Annotated in this window: 20 protein-coding genes and 1 tRNA gene; 14 read left to right on the top strand and 7 right to left on the bottom strand. The window is 71.3% G+C overall.

The annotated features are described in order from the left end of the window. Positions 1 to 425: 425 nt before the first annotated feature. Both ACWCP6_RS08960 and ACWCP6_RS08955 read left to right on the top strand, forming a co-directional pair. The gene (locus tag ACWCP6_RS08960) at positions 426 to 1814 is read left to right on the top strand and encodes a PP2C family protein-serine/threonine phosphatase (RefSeq protein ID WP_450931698.1); all 1389 of its coding nucleotides are present in this window, start codon (positions 426 to 428) and stop codon (positions 1812 to 1814) included. Between the two features lie 206 nt (positions 1815 to 2020). Further along, positions 2021 to 3508 carry an aminopeptidase P family protein gene (locus ACWCP6_RS08955; RefSeq protein ID WP_450931697.1) on the top strand — a complete coding sequence of 496 codons (1488 nt, stop codon included), beginning with the start codon at positions 2021 to 2023 and terminating at the stop codon, positions 3506 to 3508. Positions 3509 to 3562: 54 nt separating this feature from the next. On the opposite strand, the gene ACWCP6_RS08950 is transcribed toward ACWCP6_RS08955, so the two are convergent. Further along, positions 3563 to 4222 (bottom strand): DUF5701 family protein, encoded by a 660-nt coding sequence (locus tag ACWCP6_RS08950; protein ID WP_450931696.1) that lies wholly within the window; start codon positions 4220 to 4222, stop codon positions 3563 to 3565. Positions 4223 to 4320: 98 nt separating this feature from the next. On the opposite strand from ACWCP6_RS08950, the gene ACWCP6_RS08945 reads away from it, so the two are divergent. Beyond that, positions 4321 to 5064 (top strand): TetR/AcrR family transcriptional regulator, encoded by a 744-nt coding sequence (locus ACWCP6_RS08945; RefSeq protein ID WP_450931695.1) that lies wholly within the window; start codon positions 4321 to 4323, stop codon positions 5062 to 5064. Positions 5065 to 5229: 165 nt separating this feature from the next. Here the strand turns inward: ACWCP6_RS08945 and ACWCP6_RS08940 are convergent, their stop codons facing one another. Further along, entirely contained in the window at positions 5230 to 5691 is a 462-nt protein-coding gene (locus ACWCP6_RS08940; RefSeq protein WP_450931694.1) for an ATP-binding protein, read from the bottom strand. A gap of 283 nt (positions 5692 to 5974) precedes the next feature. Between ACWCP6_RS08940 and ACWCP6_RS08935 the strand changes: the two genes are divergently transcribed. The 9 genes from ACWCP6_RS08935 to ACWCP6_RS08895 all read left to right on the top strand — a co-directional run bounded on the left by ACWCP6_RS08935 (position 5975) and on the right by ACWCP6_RS08895 (position 16117). Next, a complete protein-coding gene (locus tag ACWCP6_RS08935; protein WP_450931693.1) occupies positions 5975 to 6799 on the top strand; it encodes a hypothetical protein in 825 nt (274 codons plus the stop codon). Between the two features lie 119 nt (positions 6800 to 6918). Further along, positions 6919 to 7653, top strand: a complete 735-nt coding sequence (locus tag ACWCP6_RS08930) for a YcnI family copper-binding membrane protein (RefSeq protein WP_450931938.1) — start codon at positions 6919 to 6921, stop codon at positions 7651 to 7653. Between the two features lie 106 nt (positions 7654 to 7759). Further along, positions 7760 to 8416 (top strand): SCO family protein, encoded by a 657-nt coding sequence (locus ACWCP6_RS08925; RefSeq protein ID WP_450931692.1) that lies wholly within the window; start codon positions 7760 to 7762, stop codon positions 8414 to 8416. Then, positions 8413 to 8883 carry a copper chaperone PCu(A)C gene (locus ACWCP6_RS08920; RefSeq protein ID WP_450931691.1) on the top strand — a complete coding sequence of 157 codons (471 nt, stop codon included), beginning with the start codon at positions 8413 to 8415 and terminating at the stop codon, positions 8881 to 8883. Before ACWCP6_RS08925 ends, ACWCP6_RS08920 begins: the two co-directional genes overlap by 4 nt. 50 nt (positions 8884 to 8933) lie before the next feature. Next, complete coding sequence (locus ACWCP6_RS08915) at positions 8934 to 11030, top strand: copper resistance CopC/CopD family protein (protein WP_450931937.1); 2097 nt, start codon at positions 8934 to 8936, stop codon at positions 11028 to 11030. 6 nt (positions 11031 to 11036) lie between these two features. Continuing rightward, the gene (gene efeB, locus ACWCP6_RS08910) at positions 11037 to 12287 is read left to right on the top strand and encodes an iron uptake transporter deferrochelatase/peroxidase subunit (RefSeq protein ID WP_450931690.1); all 1251 of its coding nucleotides are present in this window, start codon (positions 11037 to 11039) and stop codon (positions 12285 to 12287) included. 20 nt (positions 12288 to 12307) lie between these two features. Then, the gene (gene pheA / locus ACWCP6_RS08905) at positions 12308 to 13240 is read left to right on the top strand and encodes a prephenate dehydratase (RefSeq protein WP_450931689.1); all 933 of its coding nucleotides are present in this window, start codon (positions 12308 to 12310) and stop codon (positions 13238 to 13240) included. 709 nt (positions 13241 to 13949) lie between these two features. Beyond that, positions 13950 to 15227, top strand: a complete 1278-nt coding sequence (gene serS / locus ACWCP6_RS08900; protein ID WP_450931688.1) for a serine--tRNA ligase — start codon at positions 13950 to 13952, stop codon at positions 15225 to 15227. A 53-nt stretch (positions 15228 to 15280) separates the two neighbouring features. Further along, positions 15281 to 16117 (top strand): HAD family hydrolase, encoded by an 837-nt coding sequence (locus ACWCP6_RS08895; protein WP_450931936.1) that lies wholly within the window; start codon positions 15281 to 15283, stop codon positions 16115 to 16117. Positions 16118 to 16196: 79 nt separating this feature from the next. Here ACWCP6_RS08895 and ACWCP6_RS08890 read toward each other — a convergent pair. The 5 genes from ACWCP6_RS08890 to ACWCP6_RS08870 all read right to left on the bottom strand — a co-directional run bounded on the left by ACWCP6_RS08890 (position 16197) and on the right by ACWCP6_RS08870 (position 20147). Continuing rightward, positions 16197 to 16282, bottom strand: a tRNA-Ser gene (locus ACWCP6_RS08890). A gap of 369 nt (positions 16283 to 16651) precedes the next feature. Continuing rightward, on the bottom strand, positions 16652 to 17368 hold the full coding sequence (locus ACWCP6_RS08885) for an ABC transporter permease (RefSeq protein WP_450931687.1): 717 nt from the start codon (positions 17366 to 17368) through the stop codon (positions 16652 to 16654). A 10-nt stretch (positions 17369 to 17378) separates the two neighbouring features. After that, positions 17379 to 18290: an ABC transporter ATP-binding protein gene (locus ACWCP6_RS08880; protein WP_450931686.1), complete on the bottom strand. Its 912-nt coding sequence runs from the start codon at positions 18288 to 18290 to the stop codon at positions 17379 to 17381. Further along, entirely contained in the window at positions 18287 to 19192 is a 906-nt protein-coding gene (locus ACWCP6_RS08875; RefSeq protein WP_450931685.1) for an ABC transporter permease, read from the bottom strand. Before ACWCP6_RS08875 ends, ACWCP6_RS08880 begins: the two co-directional genes overlap by 4 nt. Beyond that, positions 19182 to 20147, bottom strand: a complete 966-nt coding sequence (locus ACWCP6_RS08870; protein ID WP_450931935.1) for an ABC transporter ATP-binding protein — start codon at positions 20145 to 20147, stop codon at positions 19182 to 19184. The genes ACWCP6_RS08875 and ACWCP6_RS08870 overlap by 11 nt, the downstream gene beginning before the upstream one ends. Positions 20148 to 20429: 282 nt before the next feature. Here ACWCP6_RS08870 and ACWCP6_RS08865 point away from each other — a divergent pair, with 282 nt between their 5' ends. Beyond that, a complete protein-coding gene (locus tag ACWCP6_RS08865; RefSeq protein ID WP_450931684.1) occupies positions 20430 to 21275 on the top strand; it encodes a M24 family metallopeptidase in 846 nt (281 codons plus the stop codon). A gap of 100 nt (positions 21276 to 21375) precedes the next feature. Next, a complete protein-coding gene (locus tag ACWCP6_RS08860; protein ID WP_450931683.1) occupies positions 21376 to 23145 on the top strand; it encodes an SDR family oxidoreductase in 1770 nt (589 codons plus the stop codon). Positions 23146 to 23281: the final 136 nt, after the last annotated feature.

Raw genomic sequence — 23281 nt, 5'->3', positions numbered from 1 at the left:
TGGGGTGGCGGCGCCTGGCGATTTCGCCGTCCCGCGTATTTCTCGCCGCCTCCGCCACGGAGGATGGGGCACGGCCGTCGGTGGTTGGGACGCCCGGGTCCGTCGCCAGGTTCCGGGGCACTCCCAACTTCCCCTGGCCTTCTCCGAGTACGTACCCACCACGGCCGGTGTGACGCTCCGTGGAGCGGAGCCAGTCGACCGCAAAATCCCGATACCCCAGTCAGTTTTTCGCCAAGTTCGATCGAGGCGCAAGCGCCCCACGGACACCAGGAATCCCAGCAGGACAATGCTGGACATCCCCTCATCAGGGCGGTAGATGTGGAGACATTGCCAGCGGCGCAGAATCTCAGGGGGTTTGCGATGCTTTTGAGCAATACGCACCGGCCCAAAGGCCGGCTGCCATGAACGCCCCGCACCTTCCGAAAGTGGCTGGAATCGATTCCACGGTTCCCGCTCCCGCCCACACTGTCGCGCCGACCGGCACTCCCCCGGCCAGCACCGCCACCACCTCCCCCGACTCATCGGCCGCCCCCGGAGCGGTCCTTCAGGACCGGCTCGCGGGCTGGGTCTCCGACCTGACCACGCTGCACGAGCTCACCGAACGACTGACGCGCACCTCGTGTCTCGACGACGCCCTGCACGAACTGCTGCGCGCCGGGGCCGCGCTCGTCGGCGCCCGCCGCGGCCTGCTCGTCCTGGAACCCGCCGACGGCCGCGGGCCCGACACCACCGTCGGCCTGGGACTCGCCCGCTCCGACCTCGGACACATCGAGACCGTGCCGCGCGGCGCGACGTCGTTCGGACAGCTCCTCGACACCCCGGCGGGACTCCCCGGCGGCGAACGCGAGATCGCCCACCCCGACCTGCTCGCCGAGGACGGACTCGACCCGCGCCATCGCGAGGTGGCGGCCCGGCTCGGCTTCGCCGCCAGCTACGCACTCCCCCTGGCCACCGAGAAGGCGGGCCGCATCGGCGCCGCCGTCTGGCTGTACGACGAACCCGCGGCCCCCGTCGAGCGCCGGCGCCACCTCATCGGCCTCTACGCCCGCTGCGCCACGGAACACCTGGCCCTCCTCGTCGAGCTGGAGCGGGCCCGCCGCACCGCCGCCACCATCGCCGAGGAGCTGCTGCCGCCGCGGCTGCCCCGGGTCGCCGGGGTACAGCTCGCCGCCCGGCACCGCACAGGCCCGCGCGGCGGCGGCGACTGGTACGACGCCCTGCCGCTCCCGGAGGGCGCGCTCGGCCTCGCCGTCGGCTCGGTCACCGGTTCAGGACCGAGCGCGGTCGCCGCGATGGGCAGGCTCCGGGCATCCCTGCGGGCGTACGCGGTGATGGAGGGCGAGGACCCCGTCGCCGTCCTGTCCGACCTCGAACTGCTGCTGCGGCTCACCGAGCCCGCCCGCTCCGCCACCGCGCTCTTCGCCTACTGCGAGCCGGCCCTGCGCAAGATCACGCTGGCGGGGGCCGGGCACAGCCCTCCGCTCATCGTCGGCGAGCGGCGCACCGAGTTCGTGGAGACGTCGCTGTCCGCGCCGCTCGGCATGCTGGCCTGCTGGGAGGCGCCCAGCCTGGAGATCCGGCCGGAGCCTGGAGAAACGGTGCTGCTGTACACCGACGGACTCCTGGAGCGCACCGGCGACCCCATGGACCGGGCGTTCACACGGCTCCACGCGGCGGCGGTGGGCGTGCCGCGGGCGCTGCGGTGCGACCCGGGGGCGATCGCGGACCACGTGGTGCGGTCGGTGCTGCCGGACGGGCTCGACGAGAAGGACGACGAGGAGGACGTGGTGCTGCTGGCGGCGCGATTCGACTGACCCGCCCGAGCCACCCGCCCGCCCGGTGTCACCGGCCGCCCGACCCGCCGGTGACACCGGGCCTCGCGCTTCCACACCCCGGCGCCACGCTTCTGCTGAGATGTCCGACACATCCCGCCGGAGGTAACAGGCCCTCCGGCACTTGGCCCCCTTCCGTACGTCCGTACGATGTGAGGAGGTCCTGTGCCCTACCAAGGAGGAAGACCGTGGCCGACGAGCTCCCGGTTGTGCCCGAAGATGCTGTCACCGCAGCGGCCCCGGAGACCGAGGCGGAAGAGCAGCCGATCAAGCAGCGCAAGAACGGCCTGTACCCGGGCGTGTCCGACGAGCTCGCCGCGAACATGCAGTCCGGGTGGGCCGACACCGAGCTGCACGATCTCGAGCCGGTCGCCCAGGCCGGGCGCACCGCCGAGCGCCGCGCCGCGCTCTCCGCGCGTTTCCCGGGCGAGCGCCTGGTGATCCCCGCGGGCAATCTGAAGACGCGCTCGAACGACACGGAGTACGCCTTCCGGTCGTCCGTCGAGTACGCCTACCTGACCGGCAACCAGACCGAGGACGGCGTCCTCGTCCTGGAGCCCGCCGGCGACGGGCACCGGGCCACGATCTACCTGCTGCCCCGCTCCAACCGCGAGAACGGTGAGTTCTGGCTCGACGGCCAGGGCGAGCTGTGGGTCGGCCGCCGCAACTCCCTCACCGAGGCCGCACAGCTGTACGGCATCCCGGCCGCCGATGTGCGCGAGCTCGCGGACGGGCTGCGCGAGGCCACCGGCCCGGTGCGTGTCGTGCGCGGCTACGACGCGGGGATCGAGGCCGCCCTCACCGACAAGGTGACCGCCGAGCGGGACGAGGAGCTGAAGGTCTTCCTCTCCGAGCTGCGCCTGGTCAAGGACGAGTTCGAGATCGGCGAGCTGCAGAAGGCCGTCGACTCGACCGTGCGCGGCTTCGAGGACGTCGTCCGGGTCCTGGACAAGGCGAAGGCGACGAGCGAGCGGTACATCGAGGGAACGTTCTTCCTGCGTGCCCGCGTCGAGGGCAACGACATCGGCTACGGTTCCATCTGCGCATCCGGCGCGCACGCGTGCACCCTGCACTGGGTCCGCAACGACGGTCCGGTCCGCTCCGGCGACCTGCTCCTGCTGGACGCCGGCGTCGAGACGCACACCCTCTACACCGCGGACGTCACGCGCACCCTGCCGGTCGACGGCACGTACACCGAGATCCAGAAGAAGATCTACGACGCCGTGTACGAGGCCCAGGAGGCCGGTATCGCGGCGGTGAAGCCGGGCGCCAAGTACCGCGACTTCCACGACGCCTCGCAGCGGGTGCTCGCCGAAAAGCTCGTCGAGTGGGGCCTGGTCGAGGGCCCGGTCGAGCGTGTCCTGGAGCTGGGCCTCCAGCGCCGCTGGACCCTGCACGGCACCGGCCACATGCTCGGCATGGACGTCCACGACTGTGCGGTGGCCCGTACGGAGACTTATGTGGACGGCGTACTGGAGCCCGGCATGTGCCTGACCGTCGAGCCCGGTCTGTACTTCCAGGCGGACGACCTGACGGTGCCCGAGGAGTACCGGGGCATCGGCGTCCGTATCGAGGACGACATCCTCGTGACCGAGGACGGCAACCGGAACCTGTCGGCGGGCCTGCCGCGCCGCTCCGACGAGGTCGAGCTCTGGATGGCGAAGCTCAAGGGCTGAGCGGGCAGTACACCTGGGGGCCGGACGCCGAGGGCGTCCGGCCCCGCGTTCGTTTCATGCCGCGGCGCGGCGGCCGCCCGCCGAGGCCATGCCGAGCCAGGTGTGCGGGTTGCCCTCCCAGCACCAGCCGAGCTTGGGGGCTCTCCGGCTGATCCAGAGCGCCGGGACCCGGCGGTCGCCGCACCGCGAACCGCCCAGCGAGAAGCACTTGTTCTTGGCCAGCACCTGCGGGAACTGGGTGATCAGCGCGATGCCCTCCTCGATGGTGAGCAGGGTGCGTCCCCGGTCGGCGATGACGTTCATGGCGTCGCCGGGTACGACGCCGCAGAACTCCTCCCCGCGCTCGACGTCCAGCAGCAGATAGGCCTCGTGGCCGGGCAGTTCGGTGCCCTTGGGAGCGACGAACCGTTCGAGGGAGCCCGGTTCGAAGGAGCGGTCGACGAAGCCGGGCAGCTGTCCCCCGTGCAGGACGGTGCGCGGCATCGTCTCCTCGATCGGGGCCAGATCCCTGGTGACGACCAGCAGGAAGGGCACACGGCCGGCATCCGGTTCGTACGGTCCGTCCGCGACCGCCGCGGCGTGGGCGCGCAGCGGCGCCACCAGGGCGCCGAACCCCTCCGGGTCGAGGCCGGACAGCCCCGGGTATCCCAAGTCGATCAAGTGACGGACCTGACGGTCGAATTCGGCTTCCCCGTCCATGCCTGTCCTGGGCAAGGGCCTCCCCTTCATTCGAAAATTACGACGAGGGTAAATTTACGTAGAGGGCAAGTCCGGCGTCAACATAAAAGTACGACCGGGGTAAGATTTCCGCCATGGGCATCGAGCCGAGCACCAGGACGGACCCCGCGGCCACGACGGGCCGCGGGGACGCAGCGGCGCCCGCGGACCCCGCCTCCGCAGCGGCCACGGGGCTGCGCGAGACCAAGAAGCGCGAGACACGGCGGCTGATCTCCGACCGGGCGACCGAGCTGTTCATCAGGCAGGGCTTCGAACGCACCACCATCGCCGAGATCGCGGACGCCGCCCGCGTCGCCAAGAAGACGGTGACCAACTACTTCCCGCGCAAGGAGGACCTGGCCCTCGACCACCAGGAGGAGTTCGTCACCGGCCTGGCCCGAACCGTCGCCGCCCGGGAACCCGGCGAGTCCGCCTTCTCCGCGCTGCGCCGGGACTTTCTGTCCGCCGTCGCCACGCAGGACCGGGTCGCCGGGTTCGCCGGTCCGGCGTTCATGCGCATGATCGCGGAGAGCCCCACGCTCTCGGCCTGCGTGCGCGGCCTGCACGACCGGCGCGAGGAGGCCCTGGCCGCCGCACTCGCCGAGGCCACCGGCGCCTCCCCCGAGGACGTCGCCCCCCGGACGGCCGCATCCCTGCTCGGTGGGGTGCACCGGGTCCTGTTCCGCCGTATCCAGGACCTCACGCTCGCGGGGCGCCCCGGTCCGGAGATCGCCGTCGTCCTGGAGGCAGAGGCCACGGAGGCGTTCGCCCTGCTCGAACCGGCCCTCGCCCACTACGCCCGGGGCCGGGGGAAGGCACGCACCGGAGACGGACCCTGAACCGCTCGGACCGCGAACCGCCCCACCGGGCCGGAGAACTCCGCTCCCGCGCCCTTGCCGCCCACGCCCTCGGCCCCGTTCCGGTCTCCGCCCCGACCTCCCGCCCCGCCCCCGCCGCGGTCCCGCATCCCCGATGCCACCGCATCCGGGCGTTCGCCACGGGCGCTACACCGCCATCAGCGGTGCGTCTTCCTTCCACTTGAGGATCTTGTCGAAGCTGACGACCGCACCGTCCCGGCCGGGTGTGCTGCCGAAGTGCACATGATCGGCGAGCTCTTGGATCAGACCGAGGCCCCGGCCGTGCTCGGCGTCGTCCGGCGCGAGGGGCCTGACCTTCGGGCGGAGCCAACCGCCCGCGGCAAAGCCCGGACCGGAGTCGGAGACCTCGATGCGGCACAGCTCGCCGTCGAGGTAGGCCGTGACCCTGAAGGCGTCGGAGGCGTCATCGGGCGCCGGACTCCCGCCGTGCTCAACGGCGTTGGCGCAGGCCTCGCTGAGGGCGACCGACAGGTCGAACGACACGTCGGGGTCGACCCCCGCGGTCTCCATCGTGCCCAGCAGAAGCCGACGGGCGAGCGGAACGCTCGCAGCTTCGCGCCGCAAGTGGAGGGACCACCAGATGCTCATGCTCCAGCCTCCTGGGCTGCGGCTCGACATACCGATACGTATTGCCGCAAGCGTCCCGGCCCAATCGCCGGTTCGACGTGATGCCGCCCATACGGCCGACGCGCAGAGCGGCGAAGTCGGTGTATGGGGCCGGGTGGCGTAAGGGACATGGACGGCGGCGTACGGGGACGTACGCCGCGGAGGGTATCCGCGTCTCCTTCGCGAAAGGAATATTCCCGACACAAGCCAACCTTGTGGACCTGCCGCACGACGCGCCGGGACCCAGTGGGATGATGGCCCGGCCATGCCTGCCCCCCACGAGCACGACGCACGTGCCGGACTCGGACTCCGGCTGCTGAGGGCCGCGGTGTTCACCGCGGTCTGTGTCGTGCTGTCCGCGGCAGGCCATGGGCTCGCCTCCTGCTCCACGGTCCCGTTGTGGGCGGTGGGCGCAGGCTTCCTGGCCGTGTTCGCCGTCGTGGCACCGCTCGCCGGCCGTACACGCTCGCTCCCCGGCATCGCCGTGGTGCTCGCCGTCGGCCAGGTCACGCTGCACACCCTCTTCGGGCTCGGTCAGCACGGCACCACGATGGTGCAGAGCGCGGACGCCTCCCTCGTGGAGCGGGCCGCACGGCTTGTCTGCGGGGCGTCGGCCGCACCGCTCACCCCCGCGCACGCCCAGCGCATCCTCGCCGACGCGGGCCTCGGCGGGCCCGGCGGCATGGCCCACATGACGGGCCCCATGCACGCAGGGGAGATGGGCACGGGCACCGGCATGGGCGTCGCCGTACCGCTGCTGCCCTCGGTGCCGATGCTGCTCGGGCACGTCCTCGCGGGCGTCGTCGCCGGATGGCTGCTGCGCCGCGGCGACCTGGCGCTGCTCCGGCTGATCCAACTGTCCGCGCACCACGCCGAAGAGGTCGCCGGGGGCGCGCTCGTACGCTCCCTCCGCGGCGCCCTCCGCCTGGTGCGCGCCCTGTGCGCCGGACTGCCGGGCGCCCCCGACGCGGGCCCGCGCACAGCACACACTCCGTCGGACGCGGCACCGAAGCCGCGTACCAGCGCGCTTCAGCACACGGTGATCAGACGAGGGCCACCAGCGGTGGCCGACCTCTCTCTCGCCGCCTGACGCTCCCCCTTCCTTCCACGGGCGTCACGCGGCAGGCGCACGCGTGCCCACCTGGCTCACGCGTCGCCCTCCCACCGTTGACCCTGCTGAAAAGTGGAGTGTTCTCTGCCATGAAGGCCATCAAGGTTTCCCGTGTCGCCACCGTCGGTGCCGTCGCCGCCTCCGCCGTGCTTGCCCTGTCCGTCCCCGCCTTCGCGCACGTGACCGTGCAGCCGGAGGGCGAGGCCGCCAAGGGCGGCTTCGCCACCATCGACTTCAAGGTGCCCAACGAGCAGGACAAGGCCACGACCACCAAGGTCGAGGTCAACTTCCCCGCGGACCACCCGCTTGCGTTCGTGCAGGCGCAGGCCATCCCCGGCTGGACCGTGGAGCTCACCAAGACCAAGCTCGCCAAGCCGCTGAAGGTCGAGGGCGAGACGGTCTCCGAGGCGGTCTCCAAGGTCACCTGGACCGCCGACGGCAAGGGCGACGCGGGCAAGGGCATCGCCCCGGGCTTCTTCCAGAAGTTCCCGCTGTCCGTGGGCCAGCTGCCCGAGGACACCGACCAGCTCGTCTTCAAGGCGGTCCAGACGTACGACAACAAGGACGTCGTCCGCTGGATCGAGCCGCAGCAGAAGGGCCAGCCCGAGCCGGAGAACCCGGCGCCGGTGCTCGAGCTGAGCGCGGCCTCCGAGGACGGCCACGGTGCGGCGGCCGGCGACGCGGCGGACGAGAAGGGCACCGACAAGAAGGCCGCCTCCTCCGACGGTGGCAGCGACACCACCGCCCGCGCCCTCGGCATCGCCGGCATCGTCGTCGGCGTGCTCGGCCTGGGCTTCGGCGTGCTGGCCGGCCGCCGTCGCACCAACGGCTGATCCGGCCCCCCTCCTCTTCACCACCGTTTCGCGCACGTCCGCCGGGTTTCCCGGCCGCCCCTCGGGTGCGGCCGGGGCCCGGGGACGGTGCCCGGGAGAATGCAGTATGCGCAAGAAGACCCTGTTCGCCGCCGCCCTGCTGGCCGCGGCCACCCTGTCCCTCTCGGCCTGCGGCAGCGGCGACGGCGACAAGCCGGTCGCCGAGGTGTCCGCCGAGTCGGGCGCATCCGACAAGGCCGCGACCGTCCTCGACAAGCCGTTCACCAAGCCGGACCTCGTCCTCACCGACACCCACGGCAAGAAGTTCGACCTGCGCGCCGAGACCAAGGGCAGGCCGACGCTCATCTACTTCGGTTACACCAACTGCCCCGACGTCTGCCCGCTGACGATGAGCAACATCGCCGTCGCCAAGAAGGAGCTTCCCAAGGCGGAGGCCGACAAGCTGCGCGTCGTCTTCGTGACGACCGACCCCGAGCGGGACACCCCGTCCGCGCTCGGCAAGTGGCTGCGGGCCCAGGACCCCGACTTCATCGGACTGACCGGGGACTTCGCCACCATCCAGGCCGGTGCCCGCCAGATCGGCATCAGCATCGAGCCGCCCACCAAGGACAAGCACGGCAAGGTCGTCTCCATGCACGGCAAGCAGGTCATGGCCTTCTCGCCGAAGAACGACGGGGGCTATGTGCTCTACGACGGCGAGAGCACCACCGTCGACGACTACAAGAAGGACCTGCCGAAGATCATCAAGGGGGAGACGCCGTGACGCGCCGACTCGCCGCGGCGGGCGTCATAGGACTCGTCTCCGCACTCACTCTCACCGCCTGCGGTTCCGGCTCCGGCGCGGCGTCCGGTGCCGCGAAGAAGCCGCATCTGAAGATCAGCGGGGCCTATATGCCCGCGCCGCCGACGTCCGCCATGGCCGCCGGCTTCCTCACCGTCACCAACAAGGGCGGCCCCGACCGGCTCACCTCCGTCACGAGCGACGCCGCCGCGGACGTGACGATGCACTCCACGGAGGGCGGCACCATGGAGGAACGGACGTCGTTCGCCGTTCCCGCGGGCGGACGCCTCGACTTCGCCCGCGGCGCCAACCACCTCATGTTCGACAAGCTCACGCGCGCCCCGAAGCGGGGCGACAAGGTCGCCGTCGAGCTGCATTTCAAGAAGTCCGGCACCGTCACGGTTGAACTCCCGGTGAAGGCAGCCACGTACAACCCGACGACACAGTGAGGGGCTGACCGTTCGTGACGACCATCGCTCTGCGCTTCCGTCATCTGCTGATGCTGTTCCTCGCCGTCACCGGCGTGCTCATCGCGGGCGCCGCGCCCGCCTCCGCGCACGCCGCGCTGACCGCGAGCGACCCGAGGCAGGGAGCGGTGGTCGACCGGGCGCCGGTGCAGGTACAGCTGACCTTCTCGGAGAAGGTCGCCATGTCGGACGGTTCCGTGCGGGTCCTCGACCCGGCGGGCAAGCGCGTCGACACACGCAAGGTGACCGAACTGGGCGGCACCACCTACGGCGTCGGACTGCGCCGGGGACTGTCCGACGGCACGTTCACCGTGGCCTATCAGGTGGTGTCGGCGGACAGCCACCCCGTCAACGGCGCGTTCACCTTCTCCGTGGGCGCCCCGTCCAAGACCCGGGTCACGCTGCCCGACCAGGCCGCGGGCGGCGGCGTCGTCGGCGGCTTCTACGGCTTCGCACGCTACGTCGCGTACGCCGGGTTCATCCTGCTGGTCGGCGGGGCAGCCTTCGTCCTGGCCTGCTGGCCGCGCGGTGCGGGCGTACGACCGGTGCAGCGGCTCGTGGTCTCCGGGTGGGTCGCCCTCACCGCGGCAACGCTGGCGATGCTGCTGATGCGCGGCTCCTACACCGGGTCGGGAAAGGTCGCCGACATCGTCGACCTGTCGCTCCTGGGCCAGGTCCTCCAGACCAAGACGGGCGCCGCGCTCGTCTCCCGGCTGCTGCTGCTCGCCGCGGCGGCCCTGTTCATCGCCGTGCTCTTCGGGGCGTACGCGCGACGGGACGGCGACGAGGGCCCGGTGGGCGCCGAGGGTGCCGAGAGCGCCGAAAGCGCCGAGAGCACGCTCGCCTCCAAGAAGGATCTCGCCTTCGGCCTGGCCATCGGCGGAACCGTCGTGTCCGCCGGGCTCGCCGCGACCTGGGCCCTGGCCGAGCATGCCTCGGTGGGGCTCCAGGCGGGCCTTGCGATGCCCGTCGACGTGTTGCATCTGCTCGCGGTCGCGGCGTGGCTGGGCGGCCTCGCTGCACTGCTCGTCTCGCTGTACCGCGCACCCTCGATCGAGGCCTCGGCGGTACGCCGCTTCTCCCGCGTCGCCTTCGGGGCGGTCGTGACCCTGACGGCGACCGGGATCTACCAGTCGTGGCGGCAGCTCGGCTCCTGGTCGGCGCTCACCGACACGACGTACGGACGGCTTCTGCTGGTGAAGGTCGGTCTGGTCGCCGTGCTCGTCGGGATCGCGTGGACCTCGCGGCGCTGGACGGCGCGGCTCTCGGAGCGGCCGTCGCCGGAGGCGGCCGGGACAGCCGTCGCCGACGAGCACACTCCTGACGGCCCGCTCAGTGCCGCCGAGGCCTCGGACGACGGCGACGAGGTCGCTGCATCGGAGGCCCGGGCCGCCGCGAAGGTGCCGGTCCCGGCGGACGCGGTGGCCTCCGCGAAGGCCTCGGTCGCGGAGGACTCCTCGGCCGCCGCAGGCATCCCGGCCTCCGCGAAGGCCCCGGTCCCGACGGACGGTTCGGCCTCCACGGATGCCTCCGGTCCGGGGGAGGACCGGCCGGTCGACACCACGCGGGTCGCGCAGCTCGCGCGGCAGCAGGCCGCTGTCTCCGCCGCGCGGGCCCGTCGGCTCCGCGACGCCGACCGGGAGCGCTCGGGCCTGCGCCGCTCGGTGCTCGCCGAGACGGGGGTCGCGGTGGTCCTGCTGGCGGTCACCACCGTGCTGACCTCGACCGAACCGGGACGCACGGCGGAGGAGGCGGCGCGGGCCAACAACGTCGCCACCCAGGCCGCCGGCCCCCTCCATCTGAAGATGCCGTTCGACACGGGCGGCCAGGACGGCAAGGGCACCGTGCTGGTCGACCTCACGCCCGGCCGCACCGGCGCCAACGAAATGCACGTCTATGTGGAGCGGCCCAACGGCAGGGCCTTCGACGTCCCCGAGGTGAAGGTCTCCTTCACCCTCGCGGCGAAGAAGCTCGGCCCCCTGCCCGTCGCCCCCGACCGCATCGCCACCGGGCACTGGAGCGCGAACGGCGTGCAGGTCCCCATGGCGGGCGACTGGCGGATCGCGGTGACCGTACGCACCTCCGACATCGACCAAGTGACCGTGAACAAGAACGCGAAGATCGGCTGAAGCAGCATGGCGGACCAGTCCCCTTCGGGGTCCATTTCGAGGCGGCGGCTCCTCGGCACGGCCGGAGCGACCGGCCTCGCCCTGGGCGCAGCGGGCGGCGCGGCGGGGTATGCCGTCGCGGCCCCCGGCGCCGGGGACGACGCGGCCCGGCTGACCTCGCTCGGCGCGGACATGGTGATGTTTCACGGGAAACATCAGCCCGGGATCACCACGCCGTTGCAGGCGCACGGCCATGTCGTCGCGTTCGACCTGGTACCCGGCGCCGGCCGCAAGGAGGCGGCGGCCCTGCTGCGCCGCTGGTCGGCGGCGGCCGAGCGGCTGATGGCGGGCGAGCCCGTCGATGCCGGCGGCCATGACACGAGCGTGGCCCGGGACGCCGGGCCCTCCTCGCTGAGCGTCACCTTCGGCTTCGGCCACAGCTTCTTCACCCGCACCGGCCTGGAGAAGCAGCGACCCGTCGCACTCGATCCGCTGCCCGACTTCTCCAACGACCACCTCGACAAGGCGCGCAGCAACGGCGATCTCTGGGTGCAGATCGGCGCCAATGACGGACTGGTCGCCTTCCACGCGCTGCGCGCCGTGCAGAAGGAGGCGGCGGGCGCGGCACGGGTGCGCTGGCAGATGAACGGCTTCAACCGCTCTCCCGGCGCCACCGCCCACCCGATGACCTCCCGCAATCTGATGGGGCAGATCGACGGCACCAACAACCCGAAGCCGTCGGACGCCGATTTCGACAAGCGCATCTTCGTGCCGCAGGGCGGCGACCCTGCGTGGATGGCGGGGGGCTCGTACGCCGTCGTCCGGCGCATCCGGATGCTCCTCGACGACTGGGAGAAGCTGTCGGGAGGGGACCAGGAGAACGTCATCGGGCGGCACAAGTCCGACGGGTCGCCGCTGACCGGCGGTACCGAGACGACCGAGCCGAAGCTCGACCGGACCGACAAGGACGGTCAGCTGGTCGTCCCGATCAACGCGCACGCCCGTATCGCACGACCGGACCAGAACGGCGGTGCCGCGATGCTGCGCCGCCCGTTCTCCTTCCACGACGGATTCGACGCGGACGGGGTGCCGGACGCGGGCCTGCTCTTCGTCTGCTGGCAGGCCGACCCGCTGCGCGGCTTCGTACCGGTGCAGCGCAAGCTCGACCGGGGCGACGCCCTGTCCCGGTTCATCCGGCACGAGGCGAGCGGTCTGTTCGCGGTTCCGGGCGGGGCCGCCGCGGGTCAGTACGTGGGACAGGCCCTGCTGGAGGGATGACGGCGCACTACTGTGAGTCCATGCCAGCCAGCTATACGTATCTCGGTCCCGAGGGCACCTTCACCGAGGTCGCTCTGCGCACCCTTCCGGAGTCCGCCACCAGGGAACTCGTTCCCATGGTGTCCGTGCCCGCCGCGCTCGACGCCGTGCGCGCCGGCGAGGCCGAGGCCGCGTTCGTGCCGATCGAGAACTCCGTCGAGGGCGGGATCACCACGACGATCGATGAGCTCGTCGCCGGCGAACCGCTGATGATCTACCGCGAGGTGCTCCTCTCGATCACCTTCGCGCTGCTCGTCAGGCCCGGCACCAAGCTGTCCGACATCAAGACGGTCACCGCGCACCCGGCCGCCCAGCCGCAGGTCCGCAACTGGCTCAAGACCCATCTGCCCGATGTGCACTGGGAGTCCGCGGCGTCGAACGCGGACGGTGCACGGCTGGTCCAGGAGGGCCGCTACGACGCCGCCTTCGCGGGAGAGTTCGCGGCGGCGCGCTACGGCCTTGAGCCGCTGGTCACCGGGATCCATGACGCCGAGAACGCGCAGACGCGATTCGTCCTGGTGGGCAGGCCGGCCCGGCCCGCGGCGCAGACCGGTGCGGACAAGACCTCGGTGGTCATCTGGCAGCGCGACGACCACCCGGGCGCCCTTCTCGAGCTGCTCCAGGAATTCGCGGGACGCGGCGTCAACCTGATGCTGCTGCAGTCCCGGCCGACCGGTGAGGGCATCGGCAATTACTGCTTCGCCATCGACGCCGAGGGACATATCGCGGACCGCCGGGTGGCCGAGGCACTGATGGGGCTGAAGCGGCGCTGTCTCCGGGTGCGCTTCCTGGGGTCGTACCCGCGTGCCGACATCCGCCCCGAAGACGTACGCGCGCTGCGGCCGGGCACCACGGACAGCGACTTCTCCGAGGCGTCGGACTGGCTGGCCCGGTGCCAGGACGGGCGCTTCTGAGCGGACGTGCCGGACCGTCCGACCCGGCCGTCCATGGCTGTCTGGGGCGGTCAGGGGCGTCGGTGACGGACGACCCCGACGTGGGCGCCGACGGACCCCCGACTGTCGTATTTTCGCTGTCCACAGGAGTTATCCACAGGCCTTCTTCTCGACCTGGGGACAAGTCGACAACGAAGCACTACATGGTCGACAAATCGCCCTAGAGGCCTCAACTCCCTCCACAGATCCGCAGCTCACCCCTCGTCCACCCATTTCCTGCGATCAACTCTTTGGAGCGAACCATTTCCACTCGAAAGTGGGTCGGAACGTGGTTTGATCCTGGAATCCCTCATCCCGATCATGGCCTTCGGAATGATCACTTCCGCCTTCCACAGATCTTCCGCACAGCCTGTGGATAACTTTCCCGGGGTGGGGATTCCTGTGGACAACCAAGGCCGCGAGGGGTGCCAAGTCCCTTGGCCCGCAAGGAGTTCAGGTCAACGACCTGCACCACTCTGCCCCGTTTCGGGGATGGAGGCCCGATTTCTTGACGGGCGGACAAGAGGCCGTTTTCGGCTGACGGAGGACCGGCTTCCGACTTCCGCCCCGGCCCTTCCCCGCGCCGCCCACACCCTTCGGCGCCGAATTTCCATCCCGGCATATGAGACATAGCTCACCGGCGGCCAATATGCGTTCGTGGGGCGTCAGGGCGCACCGGTAGCCTTGAGGGGTGATTGACCTTCGCCTGCTCCGTGAGGACCCCGACCGTGTTCGCGCCTCCCAGCGCGCCCGTGGAGAGGACGTCGCGCTCGTCGACGCCCTGCTCTCCGCCGACGAGGAGCGCAGGTCGTCCGGCGTCCGGTTCGACGAGCTGCGCTCCGAGCAGAAGGCGCTCGGCAAGCTCATCCCCAAGGCTTCCGGTGACGAGAAGCAGGAGCTGCTGAAGAAGGCGGGCGAACTGGCCGCCGCGGTCAAGGCCGCGAACGCCGCCGCCGACGCGGCCGACGAGGAGGCCAAGCGCCTCCTGCGCCAGCTGGGCAACGTCGTGCACCCCGACGTCCCGGTCGGCGGCGAGGAGGACTTCGTCGTCCTGGAGACCATCGGCACCCCGCGCGACTTCGCCGCGGAGGGCTTCGAGCCGAAGGACCACCTGGAGCTCGGCGAGGCGCTGGGCGCCATCGACGTCGAGCGCGGCGCCAAGGTGTCGGGCTCGCGCTTCTACTACCTCACCGGCGTCGGCGCCCTGCTGGAGCTGGCGCTCGTGAACGCCGCGATCGCACAGGCCACCGAGGCCGGCTTCATCCCGATGCTGACACCGGCGCTGGTCCGCCCGCGCGCCATGGAGGGCACCGGCTTCCTCGGCCAGGCCGCCGAGAACGTCTACCACCTGGAGAAGGACGACTTCTACCTGGTCGGTACGTCCGAGGTCCCCCTCGCCGGGTACCACATGGACGAGATCATCGACGCCGACAAGCTGCCCCTGCGGTACGCCGGCTTCTCGCCCTGCTTCCGCCGCGAGGCCGGTACGTACGGCAAGGACACCCGCGGCATCTTCCGCGTGCACCAGTTCGACAAGGTGGAGATGTTCACCTATGTCACGCCGGAGGACGCCGAGTCGGAGCACGCGCGGCTGCTGGAGTGGGAGAAGCAGTGGCTCTCCTCGCTGAAGCTGCCGTTCCAGGTGATCGACGTGGCGACCGGCGACCTCGGCGCCTCCGCGTCGCGGAAGTTCGACTGCGAGGCGTGGATCCCGACCCAGGGCAAGTACCGCGAGCTGACGTCCGCGTCGAACTGCACCGAGTTCCAGGCCCGCCGACTCTCCATCCGCATGCGGGACGGCAAGACCGTTCGGCCGCTCGCGACGCTCAACGGCACGCTGTGCGCCGTCCCGCGCACGATCGTCGCGCTGCTGGAGAACCACCAGCAGGCCGACGGCTCCGTGTGGGTGCCCGAGGTGCTGCGTCCGTATCTGGGGGGACGAGAGATCCTGGAGCCCGTTTCCAAGTGAGCCCCGCCCCCTTCGAGGCGGCCGGTCCCTCGGCCGCCTCCGCTCGGTCCTCCGTGCCCGGTCCCGACGGCTCCGCCGCGGGACCGGCCGGTTTCCCCTTCAAGCTCGTCGCGACCGACCTCGACGGGACGCTCCTGCGCTCCGACGACACGATCTCGGCCCGTACGCGTGACGCGCTCGCCGCCGTCACCGCGGCCGGCGCGGCGCACATCGTCGTCACGGGCCGCGCGGTGCCCTGGACCCGGCACATCCTCGACGACCTCGGCTACCGGGGCCTCGCGGTGTGCGGCCAGGGCGCGCAGGTCTACCACGCGGGGGAGCAGCGGCTGCTCACCTCGGTGACCCTCGACCGGCAGCTCGCCGGGCTGGCACTCGCCAAGATCGAGGCGGAGGTGGGTCCGCTGGCCCTCGCGGCCGGCCGCGACGGCGTCGACGGCGAGGTGCTGGCGGGCCCCGGCTACCGGGTCCAGGAGGGTCCCCTGCCTGTCGTGCCCTTCACCGACATCACCGAGATGTGGGCGGCGCCGCTGAACAAGGTGTACATCCAGCATCCGGCCCTCTCAGACGACGACCTCGCGGAGGCGGCCCGCCGCACCGCGGGCGACCTGGTCGGCGTGACGATGGCGGGCGCCGGGATAGTCGAACTCCTGCCGCTGGGGCTCTCGAAGGCGACGGGGCTCTCCCTCGCCGCCCGCCGCCTCGGCGCGAAGGCCGCCGACACCATCGCCTTCGGCGACATGCCCAACGACATCCCGATGTTCGCCTGGTCCGGCCACGCGGTGGCCATGGCCAACGCCCATGACGACCTCAAGGCGGTCGCGGACGAGGTGACGACCTCGAACGAGGACGACGGGATCGCCGTGGTGCTGGAGCGGTTGCTCGGGGCCTAGGCACGGACGGGGCGGTCCGGCACCGCCCCGGACGGGGCGTCACGCCGGACCGGGATTCCCGTCGGACCGGGCGTCGTTGCGGAGGATGCGCGGATCGAACGCGCGCGGGGGGTCGCCCCGACCACGGCTTAGCAAGCCGGTGCCTTACCACTCGGCCAATCCTCCGGGTGGGCGGCCCGCGCAGTAGCGCGCTCGAAGCGGCCGCCCCGGGCAGCTCCTGCGGACAGGGACTCGACGGAGTGCGGTGACTACTCCGGAGCCTCGCTCCGCGGGCTGCCCTGCCGGGAGCGTGACGTACTGCTGATGAACATCGTCCCGCTCCTCTCCCGGAAGGTGGGCGCCGCCGACGGCGCGTGCTGACGGGACCACTCTGCCCGCTCGCCCCGGCCGCCCGCCACTGAATTTCCGTGCACCGCAGGGGCGTACGGGGCCACCGGCACGGCGCCGGTAGGGCCGCGCAATGCCGAGGGCGCCCGGGCCGCCGTGATCCGGCGTGCCCGGGCGCCCTCGGCGCGGCGGTGATCCGCCGTCGTGCTACTCCTCGCCCGCCAGCGTCAGCGCCCGCAGCCGCTGCCCGGCGTACCAGGTCGCGACGACGGTGACCCCGGCGAGCAGGGCCGTCGCAAGCGGCAGTCCCACGTCGGAGGTGACCAGGTCGCCCGAGACGCGGTGGGCGACCGCGAGGGACCACTGCTGAACGCTGAGCGTGCGCGCGCCCGGCACGAGGGACCCGAACAGCGCTTCCCACACCAGGGCGTAGACGAGTCCGAACACGACGGCGTGCCGGGTGACCGTACCGAGCAGCAGGAAGAGTGCCGCGTACGCGATGGAGGCGACGAGCGCCGCCACCGTGTAGGCCATGGCGACCTGCTGGCCGTTGCCGTTGAGGATCATGCCCGCGACGAAGGTGGGCACCGCGGAGAAGGCCATCGTGACGGCGACCGCGACGATCAGCTTGGTGATGATGATCGTGGGCCGCTTGACCGGCTTGGCGAGGAGATAGACGACGGAACCGTCGTCTATCTCCGGGCCGATCGCTCCGGTGCCCGCGATGACGCCGATGATCGGCACCATTGTGGCGAGCCCGAACCCGCCGAGCACATCGGCCGCCACCTGGTCGTCGGCGCCGGTGAAGACGCGCACGGCCGCGGAGAGCAGGATCAGCAGCGCGGGCAGCGCGAAGAGAATGAGGGCCCTGCGCCGGCCGAGCAGGGCCCGGTAGGTGAGCCGGGCGACTGTGGGGTCGTACATCTTCGGCCTCCTACGCCGCGACCAGGTAAGAGAAGACGGACTCTAGGGACTCGTCGGAGGGCGAGACCGTGAACAGGCGGATGCCGTGCTCGCGCGCGACCTTCGGCAGCAGCGCCGTGAACCGGCCGAAGTCGACGGCCTGGACGCGCAGCACGTCCTCCTTGACGTCGACCTCGATCCCGGCCGTGGACGGGTCCGCGATCAGCGCGGCTGCCAGCGCCCGGTCGTCGCTGGAGCGGACCGTGTACAGATGCGGGCGGTCGGTCATCAGCCGGCGGATGCGCCGGAAGTCGCCGCTCGCGGCGTGCCGCCCCGCGACGATGACCTCGATGTGGGAGGCGAGCTGCTCGACCTCTTCGAGGATGTGGGACGAGAACAGGACCGTGCGCCCCTCGTCGCCCATGCGGCGCAGCAGCTCCATGAGCTGCATGCGCTGGCGCGGGTCCATACCGTTGAAGGGCTCGTCCAGGAGCAGCACGGACGGCTGGTGGACCAGCGCGGACGCCATCTTGACGCGCTGGCGCATGCCCTTGCTGTACGTCGAGATCCTGCGGTCCTGCGCGTACTCCATCTCGACCGTGGCGAGCGCCAGTTGCGCCGCCTTCTCGTTCAGGCCGTGCAACTCGGCGTTGGCGACGACGAATTCGCGGCCGGTGAGGAAGTCGTACATCGCCTCGCGCTCGGGGACGATGCCGATGTGCCGGTAGATCTTCTCGTTGCGCCAGATCGGCTGTCCGTCGAGCGTGACGGTGCCGGTGGACGGGGCGAGGAAGCCGCCCATCATGTTGATCAGGGTGGACTTGCCGGCGCCGTTGGGGCCGAGCAGGCCGGTGACACCGGGGCCTATCGTCATCGTGACGTCGTTGACGGCCACCACATTGCCGAACCAGCGTGATGTGTGGTCGATGTCGATGGTGGTCACAGCCCGACCTTTCGGTAGCGGCGCATCAGGATGCCGTAGCTGCCTGCGATGACACCGAGGACGACGAGCAGATAGACGACGCCCGCGCCGGCCGAGGGTCCTGCCGTTCCGGGGAAGGAGGACGTCGCGCCCAGGAACGCGGTCTGCACGCCGTCGATCAGGGTGATCGGCGAGAAGAGGCCGAGCCAGGCGATGGGCGCGTCGTTGCCCTGCGCGTGAGCGATGGCCTGGACGGTCGACACGGCGCCGTACGAGATGGTCAGCACGGCGATGACGGCGGCGATGCCGAAGCCCCGGCGGGGCGTGAAGGCGGAGATCACCAGTCCGATGCCGGCGAACAGCAGCGACAGCAGTGCCACGGACACCATGCCCTGGAGGAAGCCCTTCGACTGGTCCGCGAAGTCCATCTTGGCGAGCAGGGCGCCGATGTAGAGGACGAGCAGCGGCGCTCCGGTGAGCACGAACAGCGCGGACGCCATCGCGCCGTACTTGGCGAGGACGTAGTCGACGCGTTCGATCGGGCGCGAGAAGTACAGCGGGACCGTCTTGAAGCGCAGGTCGCGCGACACGGACTGGGGGGCCTGCGCGGCGACGTACAGCCCGATGACCGCCTGGAGGAGGATCGCGTAGCGGGTGTAGTCGACCGGCAGGTCCTTCAGCTTGGTCGCCACGGCGACCGCGACCATGATCGCCGCCGGTACGCACATGACGGCGAAGAGGATCATCGGCAGCACCTTGGACTTGGCGGACCGGCCGAGTCCGTAGGCGCCGCGCAGGGACTGCGAGTAGAGGGAGCGGCGCGCATAGGCGCGGCCCAGGCGGGCGCCGTCGTAGGAGCGGTAGCCGATGTTGTGGATCTGCGTCTGTTCACCGGCTCGGGTGGCGGGCTGCTCAAGCGCCATGGGAGACCACCTCCTGGCCCTTCCGGTCGTGCTCGGGACGGAACACCTCGGCGATGTGGTGCCGGCGCTGTTCCATGCGGACCAGGCCGAGGCCGAGGTCCGCCACGAGGTCGCGCACCAGGTCGTACGTCTCGTCGCCGGTCGCCGTGAGCAGCAGCGTGTGCCCGGCGCCGGGCAGGCCGCCGCCCGAGTCGGTGGTGATCCCGCGCGCCCGGAGGGCCTCGCGCAGCGCACCGGTGCCGTCGGGGTGCTCGTCGGTGTCGGTGACCTCGATCGCGAGGGTGGTCGTGGTCTGGGTGAAGTCCGTGGTGGAACTGGACCGCAGCAGCTTGCCGCCGTCGACGACGACGACGTGGTCGCAGGTGCGCTCCAGCTCACCGAGCAGGTGCGAGGTGACCAGGACCGAGATGCCGAAGTCGGTGTGGACGCGCCGGATCAGGCCGAGCATCTCGTCGCGTCCGACCGGGTCGAGGCCGTTCGTCGGCTCGTCCAGGAAGACCAGCTGCGGGTCGTGGACAAGGGCCTGGGCGAGCTTCACGCGCTGCTTCATACCCGTCGAGTAGCCGCCGATGGGGCGGTAGCGCTCCTCGTACAGGCCGACGTGGCGCAGCGTGTCCGCGGTGCGTTCGCGGGCCGCGGTGGGCGGCAGTCCCGACATGCGTGCCATGTGGACGACGAACTCGGTGGCCGACACGTCGGGCGGCAGGCAGTCGTGCTCCGGCATGTAGCCGACCCGCTCGCGGATGGCGGCACCCTTGGTGGCCACGTCGAGGCCGAGCACCTCGGCACGGCCCTCGGTGGCCGGGGACAGACCCAGCAGGATCTTGATCAGAGTGGACTTGCCGGCTCCGTTGGCCCCCACGAGCCCGGTCACACCGGGCCCGATGTCCACGGAGAGCCGGTCGAGAGCGGTCACCCTGGGGAACCGCTTGCTCAGGCTTTCGGTAGCGATCACAGTCACGCTTCGACCGTAGTGGCGCAGCCCACACCGGGCGTCAGACCACAGTGCCGGACTGACGTCAGACTCCAGTCGTACGGGCCCGTAGGGGCCCCTACCGTGGTATCGGTTCACGCCGCCCTGGCCGGATCGGCATGGGTGGGCGGCACATCCACACCGGGTTCCGGCGGGTTTTCCACAGGGCGGGCGCACGCCTATTGACGCCGCCTCTAATAATTGTCACATTCATCGGTGTCAAGTTACGAGCGCGTACCGCAACGAGCGTGGACGGACGGTGGCATGACCGCAGCAGTGGCAGGTGAACTCTCGGCGGAGCTGCGGGGGTTCGCAGAAGTGCAGCGCCTCGCCTACGAGTGCGCGGAGGCCGTCGCGGCCCGGCTCAGGCCGGGGGTGACCGAGCGCGAGGCGGCCCGCATGCAGCGCGACTGGCTGTGCGAGCGGGGCGTGCGGGACTGGTTCCACCTGCCCTTCGCCTGGTTCGGTGACCGCACGGCGTTCGTGAACTTCCGGATACCGCTGCAGTTCTTCCCCACCAACCGGGCGCTGGAGCCGGGGATGCCGTTCATCCTCGACATGGCGCCGGTCCACCGGGGGTACACGGCGGACATCGGCTACTCCGGCTGCCTCGGGCTGAACCCGGTGCACGACAAGCTGCTCTCGGACCTGCGGGCGCACCGCGAGCTGATCCTGCGCGAGGTCCGCGAACGCCGCTCGCTGCGCGAGATCTACGAGGACGTGGACCGGCTCATGGTCCGCCAGGGCCATGCGAACCGGCACCGCGCCTACCCGTTCGGCGTGATCGCCCACAAGGTCGACCGGGTCGCGGAGCGCCGATTCTCGCCGCGCCTGTTCGGCTTCGGCACCCAGGCGCTGAAGGGGCTGGCGAGCGACGCGCTGCACGGGCACCGCGAGGGCTGGTCCCCGCTGTGGTCGCCATACCGGTTCTCCGACCACCCGCCCCGGCCCGGACTGTGGGCGGTCGAGCCACACCTCGGATTCCGGGGCACGGGCGCGAAGTTCGAGGAGATCCTGGTCGTCACCGACTCCAGGGACCCGGAGCAGAGCGCGTTCTGGCTGGACGACGACCTGCCGCACGTGCGGCGCTGGGCGGAGGAGGCCGCATGAGCGGCGCCCGCGCGGCCGCCGGGCCGCGGACCACCGAGAAGGCCGCCGCCGAGCGCCCCGAGCGCACGGCGGCGAAGAGGGAGAAGGGAGCGGGAGCGGCATGAGCGGGGAGCTGCTGAAGGGCGCGCGGGAGCGCTGGGTCCGCACGGGCGGGGTCGAGCTGTGTGTCGCGGAGCTGGGCGATCCGGCGCAGCCGACGGTGCTGCTGGTGCACGGTTATCCGGACTCCAAGGAAGTGTGGTCGGAGGTCGCCGCCCGGCTCGCCGAGCGCTTCCACGTGGTGCTGTACGACGTGCGGGGACACGGCAGGTCGACGGCGCCGCAGCCGCTGCGCGGCGGGTTCACCCTGGAGAAGCTGACGGACGACTTCCTGGCGGTCGCAGACGCGGTCAGCCCGGACCGGCCCGTGCACCTGGTGGGGCACGACTGGGGCTCGGTGCAGTCGTGGGAGTTCGTCACGGTCGGGCGCACCGAAGGCCGCATCGCGTCCTTCACGTCCATGTCGGGGCCGTCCCTGGACCACTTCGGGCACTGGATCAAGAAGCGGATGGCACGGCCGACCCCGCGCAGGGTCGGTCAACTGCTCGGCCAGGGCGCCAAGTCCTGGTACGTGTACATGCTGCACACCCCGGTGCTGCCGGAGCTGATGTGGCGCGGACCGCTCGGCAAGCAGTGGCCGAAGATCCTCCAGCGGATGGAGCGGACGCCCGCCGGTGGCTACCCCACCGCGTCGCTGCCCTCGGACGCCGCCCACGGCGCATGGCTCTACCGGGACAACGTCCGCGCGAGGCTGCGCCGGCCGCGCGAGGACGCCTACGCGCACGCCCCCGTGCAGCTCATCACGCCGCTCGGCGACGCGTTCCTGTCCGAGCGGCTCTACGACGAGCTGGAGCTGTGGGCCCCCCAGCTGGTGCGCCGTACGCTCCCGGCCAAGCACTGGGTGCCCCGCACCCGCCCGGATCAGCTGGCCGCGTGGATCACGGAGTTCGTGACGGCGAACGAGGACGGGGTGCCGGTGCACGACACGGTGGCGACGGGACGGTACGCGGACCGGTTCGGCGGGCAGCTGGTGCTGGTCACGGGCGCGGCGAGCGGCATCGGACGGGCCACCGCCTTCGCGTTCGCCGAGGCGGGTGCCCGGGTGATCGCCGTGGACCGGGACGGGGAGGGCGCGACGCGCACCGCTGAGATGGCGCGGCTGATCGGGTCCCCCCAGGCCTGGGGCGAGACGGTCGACGTGAGCGACGCGGAGGCGATGGAGAAGCTCGCCGAGAAGGTCGCGGGGGAGTACGGCGTCGTGGACGTACTGGTCAACAACGCGGGCATCGGTCTGTCCGGCTCGTTCTTCGACACCACCCCGGAGGACTGGCGGAAGGTCCTCGACGTGAATCTGTGGGGCGTGATCCACGGCTGCCGGCTCTTCGGCCGGCAGATGGCCGAGCGCGGACAGGGCGGCCACATCGTCAACACCGCCTCCGCCGCCGCGTATCTGCCCTCCAGGTCCCTGCCCGCCTACAGCACCTCCAAGGCGGCGGTGCTGATGCTCAGCGAGTGCCTGCGTGCCGAACTGGCGGGCAAGGGCATCGGTGTCTCCGCGATCTGCCCCGGCCTGGTCAACACGAACATCACCGCGACGGCCCGTTTCGCCGGGGTCTCCGCGGAGGAGGAGAAGCGCCGTCAGAACAAGTCGACGCGGCTGTACGGCAAGCGCAACTACCCGCCGGAGAAGGTCGCCGAGGCGATCCTGCGCGCCGTCGTGCGCAATGAGGCCGTCGTGCCCGTGACACCCGAGGCCCGCGGCGCCCGGCTCTTGTCCCGTTTCACACCCGGGGCCCTGCGCGCGCTCGCACGCCTGAAGCCGCCGGTGTGAGGCGTACCGGGCGCGTGCCGGTGCTCAGCCCGGGCCGGACGCGCCCGGGCTGACCTGCCGGCCTCTTCACCCGGCGCCCCTTGGACTCCCGGGCGATCCGCCGCATCTCCTCCTCACCGCCGCAGCCGTGCCCGCC

The sequence above is a fragment of the Streptomyces sp. NPDC002004 genome, assembly GCF_053593975.1.
The sequence above is the reverse complement of the archived record's forward strand: the minus strand, read 5'-3'. Positions and strand labels throughout refer to the sequence as shown.